13 protein-coding genes are annotated in these 15,370 nt (G+C 72.4%); 4 read left to right on the top strand and 9 right to left on the bottom strand.

Annotated elements, in window-relative coordinates; translation table 11 throughout:
• Nucleotides 1–68: 68 nt before the first annotated feature.
• Together ACGFN2_RS07310 and ACGFN2_RS07305 are read right to left on the bottom strand one after the other, a co-directional pair.
• Nucleotides 69–761: a response regulator gene (locus ACGFN2_RS07310; protein WP_362609346.1), complete on the bottom strand. Its 693-nt coding sequence runs from the start codon at nt 759–761 to the stop codon at nt 69–71.
• 70 nt (nt 762–831) lie between these two features.
• Complete coding sequence (locus tag ACGFN2_RS07305; RefSeq protein ID WP_393358232.1) at nt 832–2,508, bottom strand: ATP-binding protein; 1,677 nt, start codon at nt 2,506–2,508, stop codon at nt 832–834.
• A 224-nt stretch (nt 2,509–2,732) separates the two neighbouring features.
• Between ACGFN2_RS07305 and ACGFN2_RS07300 the strand changes: the two genes are divergently transcribed.
• From ACGFN2_RS07300 to ACGFN2_RS07290, 3 genes are read left to right on the top strand one after another with little or no spacing between them, the layout of a single operon-like run.
• Entirely contained in the window at nt 2,733–3,548 is an 816-nt protein-coding gene (locus ACGFN2_RS07300; RefSeq protein WP_362609343.1) for an ABC transporter ATP-binding protein, read from the top strand.
• On the top strand, nt 3,538–4,410 hold the full coding sequence (locus ACGFN2_RS07295; RefSeq protein WP_393358230.1) for an ABC transporter permease: 873 nt from the start codon (nt 3,538–3,540) through the stop codon (nt 4,408–4,410). The genes ACGFN2_RS07300 and ACGFN2_RS07295 overlap by 11 nt, the downstream gene beginning before the upstream one ends.
• Nucleotides 4,411–4,453: 43 nt before the next feature.
• A complete protein-coding gene (locus ACGFN2_RS07290) occupies nt 4,454–5,494 on the top strand; it encodes an ABC transporter substrate-binding protein (protein WP_393358228.1) in 1,041 nt (346 codons plus the stop codon).
• Between the two features lie 39 nt (nt 5,495–5,533).
• On the opposite strand, the gene ACGFN2_RS07285 is transcribed toward ACGFN2_RS07290, so the two are convergent.
• Genes ACGFN2_RS07285 through ACGFN2_RS07260 form a run of 6 tightly spaced genes read right to left on the bottom strand, consistent with a single transcriptional unit; the run spans nt 5,534 to nt 13,727 of the window.
• On the bottom strand, nt 5,534–6,598 hold the full coding sequence (locus ACGFN2_RS07285; RefSeq protein WP_393358226.1) for a trypsin-like serine peptidase: 1,065 nt from the start codon (nt 6,596–6,598) through the stop codon (nt 5,534–5,536).
• Nucleotides 6,599–6,607: 9 nt separating this feature from the next.
• The gene (locus tag ACGFN2_RS07280) at nt 6,608–7,750 is read right to left on the bottom strand and encodes a trypsin-like peptidase domain-containing protein (protein WP_393358224.1); all 1,143 of its coding nucleotides are present in this window, start codon (nt 7,748–7,750) and stop codon (nt 6,608–6,610) included.
• Nucleotides 7,747–10,731, bottom strand: coding sequence for an ATP-binding protein (locus ACGFN2_RS07275; protein WP_393358222.1), 2,985 nt, complete (start codon nt 10,729–10,731; stop codon nt 7,747–7,749). The genes ACGFN2_RS07280 and ACGFN2_RS07275 overlap by 4 nt, the downstream gene beginning before the upstream one ends.
• A 10-nt stretch (nt 10,732–10,741) precedes the next feature.
• The gene (locus ACGFN2_RS07270; RefSeq protein ID WP_393358220.1) at nt 10,742–11,869 is read right to left on the bottom strand and encodes a hypothetical protein; all 1,128 of its coding nucleotides are present in this window, start codon (nt 11,867–11,869) and stop codon (nt 10,742–10,744) included.
• 8 nt (nt 11,870–11,877) lie between these two features.
• A complete protein-coding gene (locus ACGFN2_RS07265; protein ID WP_393358218.1) occupies nt 11,878–12,813 on the bottom strand; it encodes an alpha/beta fold hydrolase in 936 nt (311 codons plus the stop codon).
• A gap of 17 nt (nt 12,814–12,830) precedes the next feature.
• On the bottom strand, nt 12,831–13,727 hold the full coding sequence (locus ACGFN2_RS07260) for a DNA/RNA non-specific endonuclease (protein ID WP_393358216.1): 897 nt from the start codon (nt 13,725–13,727) through the stop codon (nt 12,831–12,833).
• Between the two features lie 193 nt (nt 13,728–13,920).
• Between ACGFN2_RS07260 and ACGFN2_RS07255 the strand changes: the two genes are divergently transcribed.
• Nucleotides 13,921–14,772 (top strand): caspase family protein, encoded by an 852-nt coding sequence (locus ACGFN2_RS07255; protein ID WP_393358214.1) that lies wholly within the window; start codon nt 13,921–13,923, stop codon nt 14,770–14,772.
• A gap of 134 nt (nt 14,773–14,906) precedes the next feature.
• Here ACGFN2_RS07255 and ACGFN2_RS07250 read toward each other — a convergent pair whose 3' ends face one another.
• Nucleotides 14,907–15,098 carry a DUF6381 family protein gene (locus ACGFN2_RS07250; RefSeq protein WP_362609320.1) on the bottom strand — a complete coding sequence of 64 codons (192 nt, stop codon included), beginning with the start codon at nt 15,096–15,098 and terminating at the stop codon, nt 14,907–14,909.
• Between the last annotated feature and the right edge of the window lie 272 nt (nt 15,099–15,370).

Genomic DNA, 15,370 nt, shown 5'->3' with positions numbered 1-15,370 from the left:
TGGCGGGCTCAACGGCGCCCGCGGTCACGGGGTTTGGCAGCCCCGCGAAGGTGCCTGGCCCGGAGCGGTTAGTGGGCGGCCGCCCACCGGTAGCGGTGTTCCGGGCGCCCGGTGTCGCCGTACTTCAGGGTCAGGGCGATGTGGCCGCCGCGTTCGAGGTGCTTCAGATAGCGCTGGGCCGTGGAACGGCTGACGCCGGCGCGTGCGGCGACCTCGTGGGCGGACAGCGGGTGCCCGGCCGCGTCCAGCACCCGGCGGATCAGGTCGACGGTCGCCGCGGAGTGGCCCTTGGGCAACTCCGTGTGCGGGGCGTCGGTGGTCCGGAAGGCGCCGAAGATCCGGTCCACCTGTTCCTGGCCGGCCTCGATGCGGCCGCCCAGCCCCTCGACGGTCCGGCGGAGCGCCGCATAGCCGTCGAGCTTGGCGCGCAGACCGGAAAAGCCGAACGGCTTGACGAGGTACTGGAGCGCCCCGGAGCGCATCGCGTCCTGGATGGTGGCGACGTCACGGGCCGCGGTCACCATGATCACGTCGGTGCGGTGGCCCAGCTGCCGCAGCCGCCGCACCAGGGTCAGCCCCGTCTCGTCGGGCAGGTAGTGGTCGAGCAGCACCAGGTCGGCGGGGGTGCGCTCCAGTGCGGCCAGGGCCTGGGCGGCGGTGTGGGCGCGGCCGGTGACCCGGAAGCCGGACACCTGGGACACATACGCGGCATTGATCTCGGCGACGTGGAAGTCGTCGTCCACGACCAGGACATCGATCACTGTGACGCTCCGCTCCCCAAGGGTCTTCGCTTCCCTGACTCCGTCCGTCCCGGACGCCGTGGCACGCCGTTCACCGTGCCTCCCCCGCGGCCGTGAGCCGCCGCCCGGGAGCCCCGTCCTCCGGGGCGAGGGCCTCGGGCAGCACGACGGTGAAGACCGCGCCGCCGCCCGCGCGGGCGGTCACCCGGGCCATCCCGCCGTACCGCTCGGCGAGCCGGCGCACCAGCGCCAGGCCGATCCCCCGGCCGCGGTGGAAGGTCACCGCGCCCGCGGGCGCGCCCTCGCCGGGGACCGTCCTGGCGGCCTTGGTGGACCAGCCCTCGGCGAAGATCCGCTCCCGCAGCTCCGGCGGCACCCCCGGCCCGGTGTCCGAGACCCGCAGGACGGCGGTGGTCCGCTCGGCCCGCAGCTCCACCTCGACGAACGGCTCCGCGCGGCGGCGCTCAGCGGCGGCGTCCAGCGCGTTGTCGAGGAGATTGCCCAGCACCGTCACCAGGTCGCGCGGGTCGACCACCGCGTCCGGCAGCAGCGTCGCGGGCGACACCCGCAGGGACACCCCGCGTTCGGCCGCGACCGCCGCCTTGCCGACGAGCAGTGCGGACAGCAGCGGATCGGCCACCCGCTCCGCGATCTGCTCCGCGGACGCCCGCTGCGCACTGGCCACTTCGGTGACGAACTCCACCGCCTTCTCGTACCGGCCCAGCTCCAGCAGTCCGCGCAGGGTGTGGAGCTGGTTGGCGTGCTCGTGGTCCTGTGCCCGCAGCGCGTCCAACAGGCCCTGAGTGCTGTCCAGTTCACGGCCCAGCAGCTCCAGCTCGGTACGGTCGCGCAGCGTCACCACCGCCCCGCCGTCCTGGGTCGGCATCCGGTTGGCGACCAGCACCCGACCCCCGCTGACCGCCAGCAGATCCGCACCGACCACCCGCCCGGCCAGCACCTCCGTGGTCCGGCCGGGCGGCAGCGCCTCCTCCAGCGCTCGCCCGGCGGCCCCCGCGTCCAGGCCCAGCAGCCGTCCGGCCTCGTCGTTGACCAGCCGGACGCGGCCGCGCCGGTCGACGGCGACCACGCCCTCACGGATGCCGTGCAGCATCGCCTCCCGCTCGTCGAGCAGCGCGGAGATGTCGGCGAACGCCACCCCGTGCGTACGGCGGCGCAGCCGGCGGGAGAGCACGACCGCGGCCAGTACCCCGACGGCCAGCGCGGCGCCCGCGTACCGCAGTAGTTCCGGGATGGTGCCGAACAGCCGCCCCTGGACGGTCTCGTAGGCGATGCCGACCGACACCGCGCCGACGATCCGGCCGCGGCCGTCGCGCAGCGGCACCTTGGCGCGGGCCGAACGCCCCAGTGTGCCGGTGTCGATCTGCCGCACCTGCCGCCCGGCGAGGGTCCGGCTGGGGTCGGTGGAGACATGCCGGCCGATCTCGCCGGGGTGGGTGTGCGACCAGCGCACTCCGCGGGTGTCCAGCACGACGACGTACAGCGCCCCGGTCGCGGTGCGAATCCGCTCCGCGGCGGCCTGTACCGGCCCGTGGGGGTCCGGTTCGGTGGCGACCAGCTGCCGGGCGAGGTCCGGGTCGGCGGCGGTGGTCTGGGCGATGGACAGGGCCCGGCGCATCGCCTGATCGTCCAGTTCGGCGCTGAGCGGGGCGAGGAACAGGCCGGTGGCGAGCACCATGACCCCGGTGGTCAGGGCCACTTGCGCGGTCAGTACCTGCGCGAAGACCCGTCGGGGCCACCGGATGCGCATCAGCTCTCCCTCGTCTCCGGACCTCCGCGGCCTTGCGGAACCGAAACTCCCTCTTCTTCCGGGGCGCCGGCACCGTGAGCCGTGCGTGAGCACCTGTGTACCGCCTGGTAGCCCCTCAGTGGTTCTAGCGTGAGCAAAATGAGCACAACAGGGTTTGCGCGCAGAAAGGCGGCTTGCGCCCACAAGGCCCGCTGTGGCCCGTCGCGCTCCTAACCTCCCGGGCCATGAGCAGCCACACCAGCCCCGCGATCGAACTGCGGGGGACGAGCAAGGCCTTCCGGACCCCCTCGGGGGCGCTGCACACCGCCGTCCGGGATCTGGACCTGGTCGTCGAACGCGGTGAGTTCGTCGCGGTCGTCGGCCCCACCGGGTGCGGGAAGTCCACCACGCTGACCCTGGTCAGCGGCCTGGAGGAGCCGACGGAGGGCGAGGTGCTGGTCGCCGGTGAGCCGGTCAGGGGCATCGGCGAGAAGATCGGGTTCGTCTTCCAGCAGGACGCGGTGTTCCCCTGGCGCACCGTGCTGTCGAACGTGATGGCGGGGCCCCGCTTCCGCGGCGTGCCGAAGGCGGAGGCCCGGCGGCGGGCGCGGGACTGGCTGGCCAGGGTCGGGCTGTCCGCCTTCGAGGACCGCTATCCGCACCAGCTCTCCGGTGGCCAGCGCAAACGGGTCGCCCTGGCCGCGACCTTCGTCAACGACCCCGAACTCCTGCTCATGGACGAACCGTTCTCCGCCCTCGACGTCCAGACCCGGGCGCTGATGTCGGACGAACTCCTGGAGCTGTGGTCGGGGACCGGCGCCTCCGTCGTCTTCGTCACCCACGACCTGGAGGAGTCCATCGCCCTCGCCGACAAGGTCGTGGTCATGACCGCCGGTCCGGCGACCGTCAAGGAGGTCTTCGAGATCGGCCTGCCCCGGCCGCGGAAGGTCGAATCGGTGCGGCTGGAGCCGGGGTTCATCGAGATCTACCGGGAGATCTGGTCCTCGCTCGGCGAAGAGGTCCGGATCACCCGCGAGAGGGGTGCCGCCCATGCCGTCTGAGACCGCCATCCCGGCCAAGTCCCTTTCCGGTACGGGCCGTTCGGACCGTTTCCGGGCCCGTGCGCGGGCCGCGCGCCGCCACCGGCTGCTGGTCCACGGCACCCGGGTGCTGCTGCTCGCCGGGCTGCTCGGAGTGTGGGAGTGGCTGGCCCGGACCGCCGTCATCGATCCGTTCAACTTCTCGATGCCCTCGAAGATCTGGGACCAGATGACCCAGTGGGCGCTGCACGGCACCCCGCAGGGCCCGCTGTGGGAGCAGATCTGGTACACGCTCCACGAGGCGCTGCTCGGCTGGGTGATCGGCGTCATCGGCGGTGTGGTGCTGGGGATCGCGCTCGGCCGCGTCCGCTTCCTCGCCGAGGTGCTCGGCCCGTACATCAAGGTGCTCAACGCCCTGCCGCGGATCGTGCTCGCCCCCATCTTCCTCATCTGGTTCGGCCTCGGGCCGGCCTCCAAGGTCGCCTCCGCCGTCGTGCTCGTCTTCTTCCCGGTTTTCTTCAACGCCTTCCAGGGCGCCCGGGAGGTCGACCGCAACCTCGTCGCCCACTCCCGGATTCTCGGGGCGAGCAACCGTCAGGTCACCCTCCAGGTGGTGATCCCCTCCGCCACCTCCTGGATCTTCACCAGCCTGCATGTCAGCTTCGGCTTCGCGCTGATCGGCGCGATCGTCGGCGAGTACATCGGCGCGACCAAGGGCCTCGGACTGCTGGTCTCGGCGTCCCAGGGCACCTTCAACGCGGCCGGGGTGTATGCCGCGATGGTGATCCTCGCGGTGGTCGCGCTGCTCGCCGAGGGGCTGCTGGCCTTCCTCGAACGGCGGCTCTTCCGCTGGAAGCCCGCCGACCCGGCGGCCGCCCGCTGAGCACCGCCCCTGCGAACCCTTCCCACCTCACAAGGACGTGATCATGCGCACCGTACGGAAGTTCCCGGCCGCCCTCGCCGCCGCCGGCCTCGCCCTGACGTCCCTCACCGCCTGTGGCGGCGGCATGTCCGGCGCCGCCGGTCCGGACGACGGGAACGGCAAGATCAAGATCATGGTGGGCGGTCTCGACAAGGTCATCTATCTGCCCGCGAGACTCACCCAGCAGCTCGGCTATTTCGAGGACGAGGGCGTCCATGTCACCCTGCTCACCGAACCGGCGGGGGTGCAGGCCACCACCTCACTGGTCTCCGGCGACGTCCAGGGCGTCGTCGGCTTCTACGACCACACCCTCGATCTGCAGGTCAAGGGCAAGCAGGTGGAATCGGTGGTGCAGCTCGCCCACGCCCCCGGCGAGGTCGAGGTCGTCTCCCACAAGGCGGCCGGTGAACTCACCTCACCCAAGGACTTCAAGGGCAAGAAGCTGGGCGTCACCGGCCTCGGTTCCTCCACCGACTTCCTCACCAAGTACCTCGCGGTGAAGCACGGGGTGCGGACGAACGAGTTCACCCCGGTCGCGGTCGGCGCCGGACAGACCTTCCTCTCCGCCCTCCAACAGGGCTCGATCCAGGGCGGGATGACGACCGACCCGACGGTCGCGCAGGTCGTCGACAAGAACCTCGGCAAGGTCCTGGTCGACATGCGCACCCCCGAGGGCTCGCAGAAGGCGCTCGGCGGCCCCTACCCCTCGTCCAGCCTCTACATGAACACCGACTGGGTGAACAGCCACCGCAAGACCGTGCAGAAGCTGGCCAACGCCTTGGTGCGGACCCTCAAATGGATGTCCACCCACACCCCCGAACAGATCGCCGCGAAGATGCCGTCCGACTACGCCCAGGGTGGCAAGGAGCTGTACGCCCAGGCGATCAGGGACACCCTGCCGATGTTCACCGAGGACGGGGTGATGCCGGCCGAGGGGCCCGCGACCGTCGAGCGCGTGCTGAAGGCCTTCAACCCCAACCTCAAGAACGCCACGGTGGACCTGAAGAAGACCTACACCACGGAGTTCGTCAGGAAGTCGGGTTGAAGCCGGGCCCGCGGACGGCCCGGGCCGGCGCGCCGCGGTTCAGACGAAGTTGAGGTCCGCCCGCTCCAGCAGCGGATCGTCCACCAGCTGCCACAGCGGCACGGCGAAGTTGCCCGAGCCGTAGCGGCCGCCGAAGTGCAGGCCCAGGACCCGGTGGTCGGTGAGGTCGATGACGGGGGAGCCGCTGTTGCCGCCGAGCGTGGAGCAGTCGTGCCCGATGACGTTCCGACCCGGCACCAGCTCCGTGGTGGTGCCGGGCTGGAGCCGCTTGACGTTGTAGATGTCCATGAAGATCCGGCGCATCGACTCCGGCTCGTTGCGCCGCCCGTCGTACGCCGGATAGCCGACGCAGTACACCGGGCGTCCGGGCAGGTCGGCGGGCGCGTCCGCGGCGAGGGCCAGCGGTGTGGGCAGCGCGCCGCCCCCGGACGGCGGCGCCACCCGCAGCAGGGCCAGGTCCACGTCCTCGTGGATGCCCAGCACCTCGACCACCTCATAGGCGGGGCCGCCGTCCCCCGCATTCCCGCCGTACTCCTCACCCATGTCGAGCCGGGCGCCGATGCCCTGCTGGAAGGTCCAGCCGGTGCGGCCGCCACGGGCGAACTCCGCCGCCACATGACGGTTCGTCATCACCACGTCCGGGCCGACCAGGAACGCCGTGCCCAGCCAGTCCAGGCTCAGATGCCCGGACAGCTCGACCCGCCCCACCCGGGCGAGCGAATGGCGGATCGCCGCCCGGTGGCCGTCCAGCACCGCCCAGTCGCCCTGCTGCGGGGCGAAGTCCTGGTTCTGCACCAGGATGGCGGGGCGGCCTTCGAGCAGCACGATGGCCTCCATCCCGAAGGACTCGTCGTCGTCGATCTCGTCGGCCCGCCCCTCGGCCAGCTTCTCCAGACCGCTCACGCCCGCCGACAGCACCCGCGTCCGCTCCTGCTGGGCGAACTGCGCGATCTGCCCGGCGGGCAGCTCCTCGGCCGGCAACTCCTCCAGGGATTCCGGAATCTCCCAGGACAGGCCGTCCTTCACCCGTGCCGCGACCTCCCGCAGATCCGAGAAGACCTGCTCGGGACCGGCCGCCACCGGTGATCTGCGCCGACTGTGCATCGCTCCTCCTCAGCCGCGCCGGGCGGCCTGTTGTGCCGTCTCGATCTCGGCATGGACATCAGGACTGCCGGCCTGCAGATGGCGCATGATGCTGCGCATCTGGGTGCCGACATTGACGAACGCCGTGGTCCGGCCCTGGAACAGCACGTCCTCCACCCGCCGGGTCCCCCGGTGGAGCGCCACCACCCGCCAGTCGTCGGTGAAGACCGGCGACCCCGACGACCCGCCGCGGGTGTCGGTGAAGTAGCGGACATCGTTCTCGTCCGCCTCGTAGACGAGGTTGTTGCGCAGGGCGACCCGCTTCGGCTGGCCGCCCGGGTGCTGGATGATGTTGACGGCCACGTAGTCGCCGCCGGTGACCGTCAGCGGTTCCGCCGCCAGGGACAGCACCGGCCGCGCCGGACCGGGGGCCAGCCGCAGTACGGCGTAGTCGAGTTCCGCGTCCGCGGCGACGAGTGCGCTGACGGTGGCCTCCTCCGTCTCCACCTCCTCGGTGTCGAAGTCGAATCGGGCGCGGGTGTGCCGGGCCTGCAGGCCCAGGTCCTCGGCGTCGGCCACCGGCCGCTCCGCCCCGCTCCCGGTCCTGGCGTTGACCACATGATGGTTGGTGACGAGCAGGTCGGGGGCGATCAGCCAGCCGGTGCCGGAGTGCGGGAAGCCGTTCGGCTGCAGGGGCGCGCCCCCTTGGTACGGCGGCACCTTGAGGCGGGCCACCGCGCCGCCCGCCAGCGCCCCGCCGCGGAGGAAACCGAACGGCACCGTGTCGTCGCGGTGGACGATCTGCTCCTTGAACTCCGTGGCAGTGGAGGGCAGCCCGGCCAGCACATCCGGCTCACCGCCCGCCTTGCGCGCCACCTCGTCCAGAGCCTTCTGGAACACGGTGAGGGGGGCGGCCTCGGTGGTCTCGGCGACGGCGTTGCGCAGCCAGATCTCCAGCGGCACCGAGCCGTCCACCAGCCGCTCCACCCGGTTCATCTCGTTCAGGTCGGAGTGCGCCTGGCGGCCGGGCGCCGGATGGAGCGGCAGCGTGCCGCGGTACCGGGGCATGACGCCGTCGAGCAGCAGCGGCCGCACCGAGGGATCGGCCAGCCCGGTCTCCACCGCGGCGTCCAGTACCTGGCGGATCTCGTCGGGCGTGAGATAGGCGGTCATCGGTCTTCAGGCCCCGCGGGGCCGCTCCCTTCCTCGTGTGTACGGCGGTGGGGCCCCGGCCCGGAGGCGGCGTGGTCCGCCGCACGGGCCCCGGTGCCCGCACCCATGGCCGCGGCCACCCCGGCGACGATCTCCCCGCTCCGGTCGGGCACGGCCAGCAGCCGCCGGGCGAGGGCGTCGAGGGTGCCGCGGTCGCGGGCCAGCCGCAGAATGCCGGTGATACCGGTCGGCGCGCCGCCGGCCGGCTGCCGGGACGGCCCCGCGGCCTCGTCCAGGATCTCCATCACCCGGCCCAGCAGTGCCGGTTGCCGTCCGGTCGCGCGGCGCATCGCCGCTCCCAGGGTGTCCAGCGTCTCGTCGTCGGCCGGCAGCCCCACCACCTCCAGCGCGTGGTCGAGCGCGCCGGGCGCCCGGTCGTAGATCTGCGAGGCGACCGCGCGGACCAGCACCGGCCGGTCGGCCAGCACCGCGTCGGGCAACCGCCGCAGCCGCTCGGCGAGTTGGGCGTCCGCCTCCAGGTCGCCGCCGTCGGCGCCCGCCGTCAGCCGGGCGCGGGCCAGCAGCGCGCCCATCGCTTCGAGGTCCTGCCCCAGACCGACCGCGACATCCTCCGCCACCCGCAGCGCCCGGCCGGCGCCCGCCAGGTCACCGGCCTCCTCCGCGAGCCGCGCGGAGAGCAGCAGCAGCTCCAGCCGGCGTTCCCCGCAGCCCGCGTGCTCCGTCACGTCGATGGCGTCCGCCGCCGCCTCGCGGGCCTCCGCGAGCCGCCCGAGCCGGCTGAGGGCCTCGGCGAACAGCGCGTGCAGGGGGCTGCAGGGCGTCCAGGGCCGTCGTCTGCCGAGCCGTTCGAACGCCGCCTGGGCGTAGCCCTGCGCGAGCAGGTCCTCCACCTCGCGGGCCGCGATCCGTTCCCAGTCCTCCTGGTCGGCGCCGGCCGCGACCTGGTCGGGCGTGCCGCCGCCGAGCCGGGCCGTCAGCAGCCCCGCGGCCCGCGGCGTCATCTCCTGCTGCGCCCCGGCCAGGAACCGCTCGACGCCCGGCAGCCACCGCTCCTCCACCGAGCGCGGGTTCTCGTCGAGCCGCAGCCGGTGGTAGATCTCCTCGGCCCGTGCCTCCAGGCCGTCGCGCGCGGCGTAGTGCTCGACGGCGCGCCGCTCGACGGCGCGCATCACCTCGGTGCGGTCACCGCCCGGCAGCCGCAGCATGATGGCGCGGACATCGCCGCGGTAGCGCACCGCGTCCGGGCGGGCCGGCTCGACCAGGTCGAGCCGGCTGAACTCCGCGAAGAGCGCGCGGGCCGCCTCCGGGGTCGCGACCCGCAGCCCGCAGGGCTCGGCCAGCACCTCCTGGAGGATCTCCGGGGTGATGACCCGGAGCACCAGCCCGGGGTGGGCGAGCCGGCGGACCTCCGCGTCGCCGATGTGGCTGAGGATGCGGTCGTAGAGAATCCCCTGCACCAGCAGCTGGTCGACCCGGCGGAAGACCTGGTGGCGCCGTTCGGGCAGGCTGCTGATCAGCTCGCAGGTCCGCTCGGCCCCGGTCCCGGCGAGGGTGGCGGCACGGGCGGCCAGCTTCAGACTGAGCGGATGACCGCCGACCCGGTCCGCCAGCGCCCGAGCCACCTCGGGGTCCTCGACCCCGCAGGACGCCAGCAGGCCGACGGCCGCCTCCGGATCGAGTTCACCGAGTTCGATGTCGAGCGGCTCGACGGTCTTCGCCGGATGCTCGACCGGCGCCCGCCCAGACACGATCAGCCGCATCCGCGGATAGACGCTCTGGAACGAGAGGTAGATCGCCACCATCCGGCCCACCACCGGCGATCCGCGGTACTGCGCCTCCTCGAACGAGTCGACGACCAGCGCGAACGGCGGGTCCTCCGACTGCTCCCGGCCCTTGCGGTCCGCCACCGCCCGCCGCAGGACCCCGGCCAGCCGGCGGATCAGCTCGGTCTCCCGCCCGGCGGCCAGCGACTGGAACTCCTGTGAGGACCGGCGCCCCAACACGGCCCGGGTGGTGGCGAGTTCGTGCAGCTGACTGACCCGTTCCTGCCCCTCGCGCTGGCTGCGGGCCGCCTCCTGGCACTCGTGCGCCAGCGCGTCCAGCTCGGTGCGGTGTGCCGGGAACTGGATGCCGAGCTGCCGGGCCGCCTCGGCGATCAGCGTCAGCGGCTCCTGGATGGAGAGGGTGGGCCGCTCGAAGTCGATATAGGCGAACGGGAAGCAGCCGGCCGGGTCGTGGACGCTGTCGAGCACGAACTTGGCGAGCAGGGTGGTCTTGCCCATCCCGCCGGGACCGTGCACGACGAGCGGGGGGACCGGCCCCGGGCGCCGGCGGCCGTCCGGCTCGGCCCCGGCCGCCGCGGCACCGCCGGACGGGTCCACATACTCCCGCAGCTCCGCGAGTTCGCGGGCCCGCCCCTGGAACGGCGACCGTACGAGGCGCTCCAGGGGTTCCAGCAGCCGCGCCCGCTCCAGGGTGAGCTGGAGCTCCGCGGTGTCCGGCAGCCCGGTCACGCCCGGTACCCGCGAGAGCCACAGCACCGCCTGGAGGGCGTCGGCGAGTTCGTCGGTGGTCAGCCGGTCGGTAGTGGGCGGGCGGCCGGCGAGATAGTCCAGACAGAAGCGTTCCGGGCCGGGTTCGGGCGGCAGCTGGCCGAGCTGGCACTCCAGGGCGCGCCGGGCGGCACCGGGCCCGGCCAGCCCGCGCAGCGCCGCCTCCCGGACCTCGGACTTGAGGGACCATCCGGCCCGGTCCTGCGTCCCCAGGGTTGTGCAGTCGTCGACCAGTTCCAGGACCGCGTCGCCGGTGGTGGCCGCCGCACCGGGCAGCCGGAGCCGCTGGGGATCGAAACGGCTCAGCAGACAGGCCGCCTCCCGGTAGGCGCGGCGCGCGCCGGAGACCTCCGGGGGCCGCTCCTCGCCGGTGTGCAGTTCGGCGCGCAGGCGGGTGACGAACACCTCCCGTGCCGCCGCGGCGTCCATCGGGGAACGCTCAGAGGGACCGGTAGACACGGATCGCCCCCTCCGCAGCCGTACAGAGCCTCCGCATATAGCTTTCGCGGTCCGCGCCGTTCGCTCCGGTGGCCTGGAGCACCTCGTGCACGGCCGCGTCCACGAGCGTGGCGATGGCGGACTCCCGGGGCTGCCCGGTACCGAGGCTCTCCGGCGGCGACTCGTGGAAGGCCTGGTCGAAGAAGGCCCGCAGATCCTCGGGTTCGGCGATCCGCGCGGTGTCCCAGGCCAGGTTTCCCCGCAGGTCGTACGGGAGTTGGCGCATCGACCGCCCGTATCCGAGGAGCACCAGCCGGGGCGCCTGGTCTCCGCGGGCGGCGGCGTGCTCGTAGATGGCCATACCGAGCTGTCCGATGAAGTCCCACACATCGGAGCTGGGATCGAGCGTGTCGCACTCGTCGAGGACCAGCCAGAAGCGCTCCTCGACGGCGGTGGCCCGGCCGGCCACCCAGTGCGCAGCCTCGTCGACCGACGGCAGCGGGTCGTTGAGTTCCGTGGGGTCGATCGGTGCGGTGCCCTGCTGGGGATCGGCGACGAAGTCGGCCAGCCGCCGGACGACCTTGGCGGCGGTGGCGGTGCGCGACAGCGTCACCCGCACCGGACGGAACCCGTGGTGCTGGCCGATATGGCGGAGCAGGTTGTAGGTGTACGACCTGCCGCTGCCCGGTTCGCCGTCGACCAGCAGAATGAACGTGTGGGGGTCGGCGACGAACCGGCGCAGGGTCTCCCGCAGGTCCTGCCGGTCGATGAAGGCCTCGGTGCCGTTCTTCAGGACACAGGTGCGGAAGTTGTCCCGGGCGGCGTGCGCGCGGACGTCCTCCCGCAGCCGGGCCAGGAATTCCCCGGCCTTCGCGATGTCCGGAAGCACGGCCAGCCGGTCGACCGTGGTGAGGACCTCGACGAGACGCAGCTGCCCCTGGATGTCCGTGCGGGACCGGTGGACCAGCGTGCGGGCGTTGTCCGCGCTGACGTGCGTCAGCCGCAGCGCGCCGATGAACTCCGGCGGGAATCCGTACTGGGCGAGCTGGGAGTGCGGATCGGTGGTGTCGAGGAGATAGTTCCGCACCCAGGTGGTGACCAGGTCCCACTCCGTCTCGGTCAACGGCATACCGGCACCTACCCGGTACCGTCGAAGATCCGCTGGACCGGTGCCCTGACCTCGTGCTGCGACAGATAGGCGCTGATGCCGTGGTGGTTGCTGCTGTCGTTCGTGACCAGCAGATCGGTGATCCGCTCCTGCGGGGTGTACTCGGGCCGCAGCGTGTGGTCGAGGGCCACCAGATCCCGCAGGTCCGAGGCGTTGTGCCAGGCCGCTACCCCGGCCGGGACGGCCGGCGGCCGCGCCAGATGGTCCTGCACCTCGGTGATCGCCAGCGGCGATCCGACGGTGACCAGCAGCTCCACCTCCCGCTGCTGTTCCCTCAGCACCTCGTAGGCGATGATCGTGCCCAGGCTGTGCCCGACCACCACCAGCGGGCCGCCGTCCACGTCCGCCAGCGTCTCCTTGACCACCTCGCGCATCGCCGGGCCGGCGCCGCCGAAGAAGTAGGCGTGCACGTCCTTGAAGGCGTGCCTGACCAGCAGCCGGAACACCGCCGTCCGGCCGGACCGGGGCAGCGGCAGCGTCTCCAGCGGAAGCTCCGCACCGGGCTCCTCGGGTTCCTCGGCCCCGGCCATGGTGTCCGCGAGATACGTCATGTTCCGCAGCCAGTCGACCAGCGCGCTCTCGTCGGCCCCGGCCCGTCCCTCCAGCGCGATCTCCCCGGCCTCCAGCCGCGCTTCCCCCAGCGTCCGCGCCACGAAATCCTCCGGCGGCTCCGCGCCGGCCCGGTCCGCGGCGGCCGGCAGCTCCTCGAAGGGCTCCGTCCGGCCCTCCAGGGGGTCCGGCCGGAAGTCGGGGAGCGGCTCCGGGTACCGCAGCGGCGCCCAGTACGCCATCCGCGACGCCCCCGCCATGTCCCTGCCGAACAGTGCCGTGTCCCACTGGGACTTGAGCAGCTCCGGGCGGACCTTGTTCCCGTTTCCGTGGACGTAGACGACCGTGGGGTGCATCGCTCGCGCCTCCCGGCTCAGTCGCGCCGCAGCACGATGTCGTCGTGCGAGGCGAGCCGCTTCCAGCGCTCGGCCGGGGCACGGACGACGGGCATCAGATCGACGGCGGGCAGCGGCCCGAGGTCCAGCGAGGTCAGTTCGGCGACGTCGCGCACCGGCACCTGGAACGTCCGGAACGCGCCCAGCGGCGGCGGGGCGCCCGCCTGCGCCCCGGCCAGCGCCCGTTCCGCGTCCCGGGTCAGATCGGGGCTCTGGTCGAGGACGTACGCGGTGGCCGCCAGCTCACCGTCCTGGAGGAACGCCGCCACCTTCCAGAAACGCAGCGGCACTTGGACGCCCCGATAGGGCGGGTCGGAGTCGTGCAGCACCGGGCCGGTGAGGACGACGAGCTTGCGGTCGAAGTCGGCGGCGTGGTCGAGCAGGTAGTTCTCCAGCCCCTGCCACAGCTTCTTGCCCTGGTTGAAGACATCCGCCTGCGGGGCGGCGTTCGTGTAGTGGAAGGTGTCCTCGTTGGCCTGCTCCGCCTCCGCCGCCGTGCCCCACACGGGGTCGAGCCGGCGCACCAGATGGCCCTTGTCCAGGGAGTTGTCGCGGTAGATGTCATTGCCCGCCTGGTGGGCCCGGTCCAGGCGCGGGTCGAACTGCCAGCTGCTCTCCCGCGGTACGTGCACCAGCAGACGCCGGCCGTCGACGCACACCGCGGTGGCCGCCGCCATCCGGCGGTCCGGGCGCAGCACCACGGTGAAGTGGGTGTAGGGCAGCACCACCGTCTCGACCTCGGGGCGGCTGGGCATCGGCAGCGGTACCGGCACGCCGAGGAACTGCTCGTCATAGCCCGCCCGGTCCGCCAGGGGCGGCCGGGACGTGGTCCCGGCCGTCGCGCCGGTGGCCCGCGGGGAGTCGGATGGGATCATGTGATCACCGCTTCCCGGTGGTGCGGACCGCCGATCGGTGCCCACCGCGAAGCCACTCGAACAGCCGGGCGGCGCCGCGGCGCCCCGCCTCCGGCAGGACCGTTCAGGCGGTTCGGCGCGGCGCCGCGTTCGGACGCCGACGGGCCACGGAACGCATCCTGGCGTTGCCCCCACCGCGCGCTAAGGAGTTCCCATGGCCACCGGCCGCTCCCTCCACCTCGGACTCAACCGGGTCGACGCCGCGAAATACGGCGGCTGGGACGGCGAACTCGTCGCCTGCGAGAACGACGCCCACGCCATGGCCCGGCTGGCCGGCGACGCCGGGTTCGACGCGACCCTCCTGCTCACCGCCGAGGGCACCGTACGGCGGATGACCGCCGAGCTGCGCAAGGCGGCCAAGGCCCTGAAGAGCGGCGACATCCTGCTGTTCACGTACTCGGGCCACGGCGGCCAGATCCCCGACACGGCGGCTTCGGACGAGGAGCCGGACGCCTTCGACGAGACCCTGGTGCTCTACGACCGGGAGTTCCTCGACGACGAGCTGCACCGGGAATTCGCCCGCTTCGCCGAAGGGGTACGGATTCTGGCCCTGCTGGACTGCTGTCACAGCGGTACCGGTATCGAGGTGCGCGAGGTCCTCAGCCCCGAGGCCATGGAGGAACAGTTCCAGACCCGCGACCCCGGCCGGATCGAGCACACCGCCCGGCTGATGCCGGTCGTGCGGCAGCACGAGATCTACCAGCGGGACAAGGAGTTCTACCAGGAGATCCAGCGCGACCTCGCCGCGGACAAGCGCCGTACGAGGGAGGCGGACGCCCTGCTCATCTCCGCCTGCCAGGACAATCAGCTGGCCTCCGACGGCGAGATCAACGGCAAATTCACCGGAACCCTGCTGGACGTCTGGAACGGCGGCACATTCCGCGGCGACCACCGTGCCTTCCATCGCGACATCGTGCGCAACATGCCGCCCACCCAGAGCCCCAACCTCCATGTGTCCGGCCGTCCCGGAGAGGCGTTTCTGGCCCAGCGGCCTTTCACGGTGTGACGGAATGCGGGGGAGGGGCGGAACACGGCGGGGTGCCGGACGGCGGTCCTGCCGGAACACGGCGGACGGGACGCGGCCGAGGCGCGCGTCCCGTCCTTTTCTCCGTTGTGCGGCGTCCGCTCTCCCGGTCCCGCTCAGTCGGCGGGGTAGATGTCTCCGCTGGCCATTCCGCTTTCCTGTTCGCTCTGGGAACGGAGCCTGAGTGCCTTCTCCTGGAGCCGCTTCCGCTCCTCCGGGTCACCGGCCCGCTCGGCGGCCGCCTGCAGTTCCTGGGCCTTGTCACGCATCTGCTGGATTCGTGCGCGTGATTCTCCTGATGCGCTCATGATCTGTCCTTGGACGAGGTGTGGAGAGCTGCATTTCCCAGCTAATCAGGGTCGACGGGCCTCGGCACCTCGGCGGTCACGCTCCGTGCGGGCTGATATCGGGGCGTCAGGGGAAAGGGGCCGCCGGGCGCGGCACGCCCGGGCGTACCGGCGTGTCTCCTCCGGATGGCCTTCCTGAATGGCGAGAGCGGCCCGTAGGGACGTTGGCTGAACCACAGCACGCTCACAGTCCGCCGAGTGTCAGCGCTTTCTGGTGTTTGACGCTCCCCTCG

The organism is Streptomyces sp. NPDC048612 (assembly GCF_043199295.1).
GTDB lineage: Bacteria > Actinomycetota > Actinomycetes > Streptomycetales > Streptomycetaceae > Streptomyces.
Note: the sequence above shows the minus strand (reverse complement) of the source record. Positions and strands in the feature narration are given on the sequence as shown.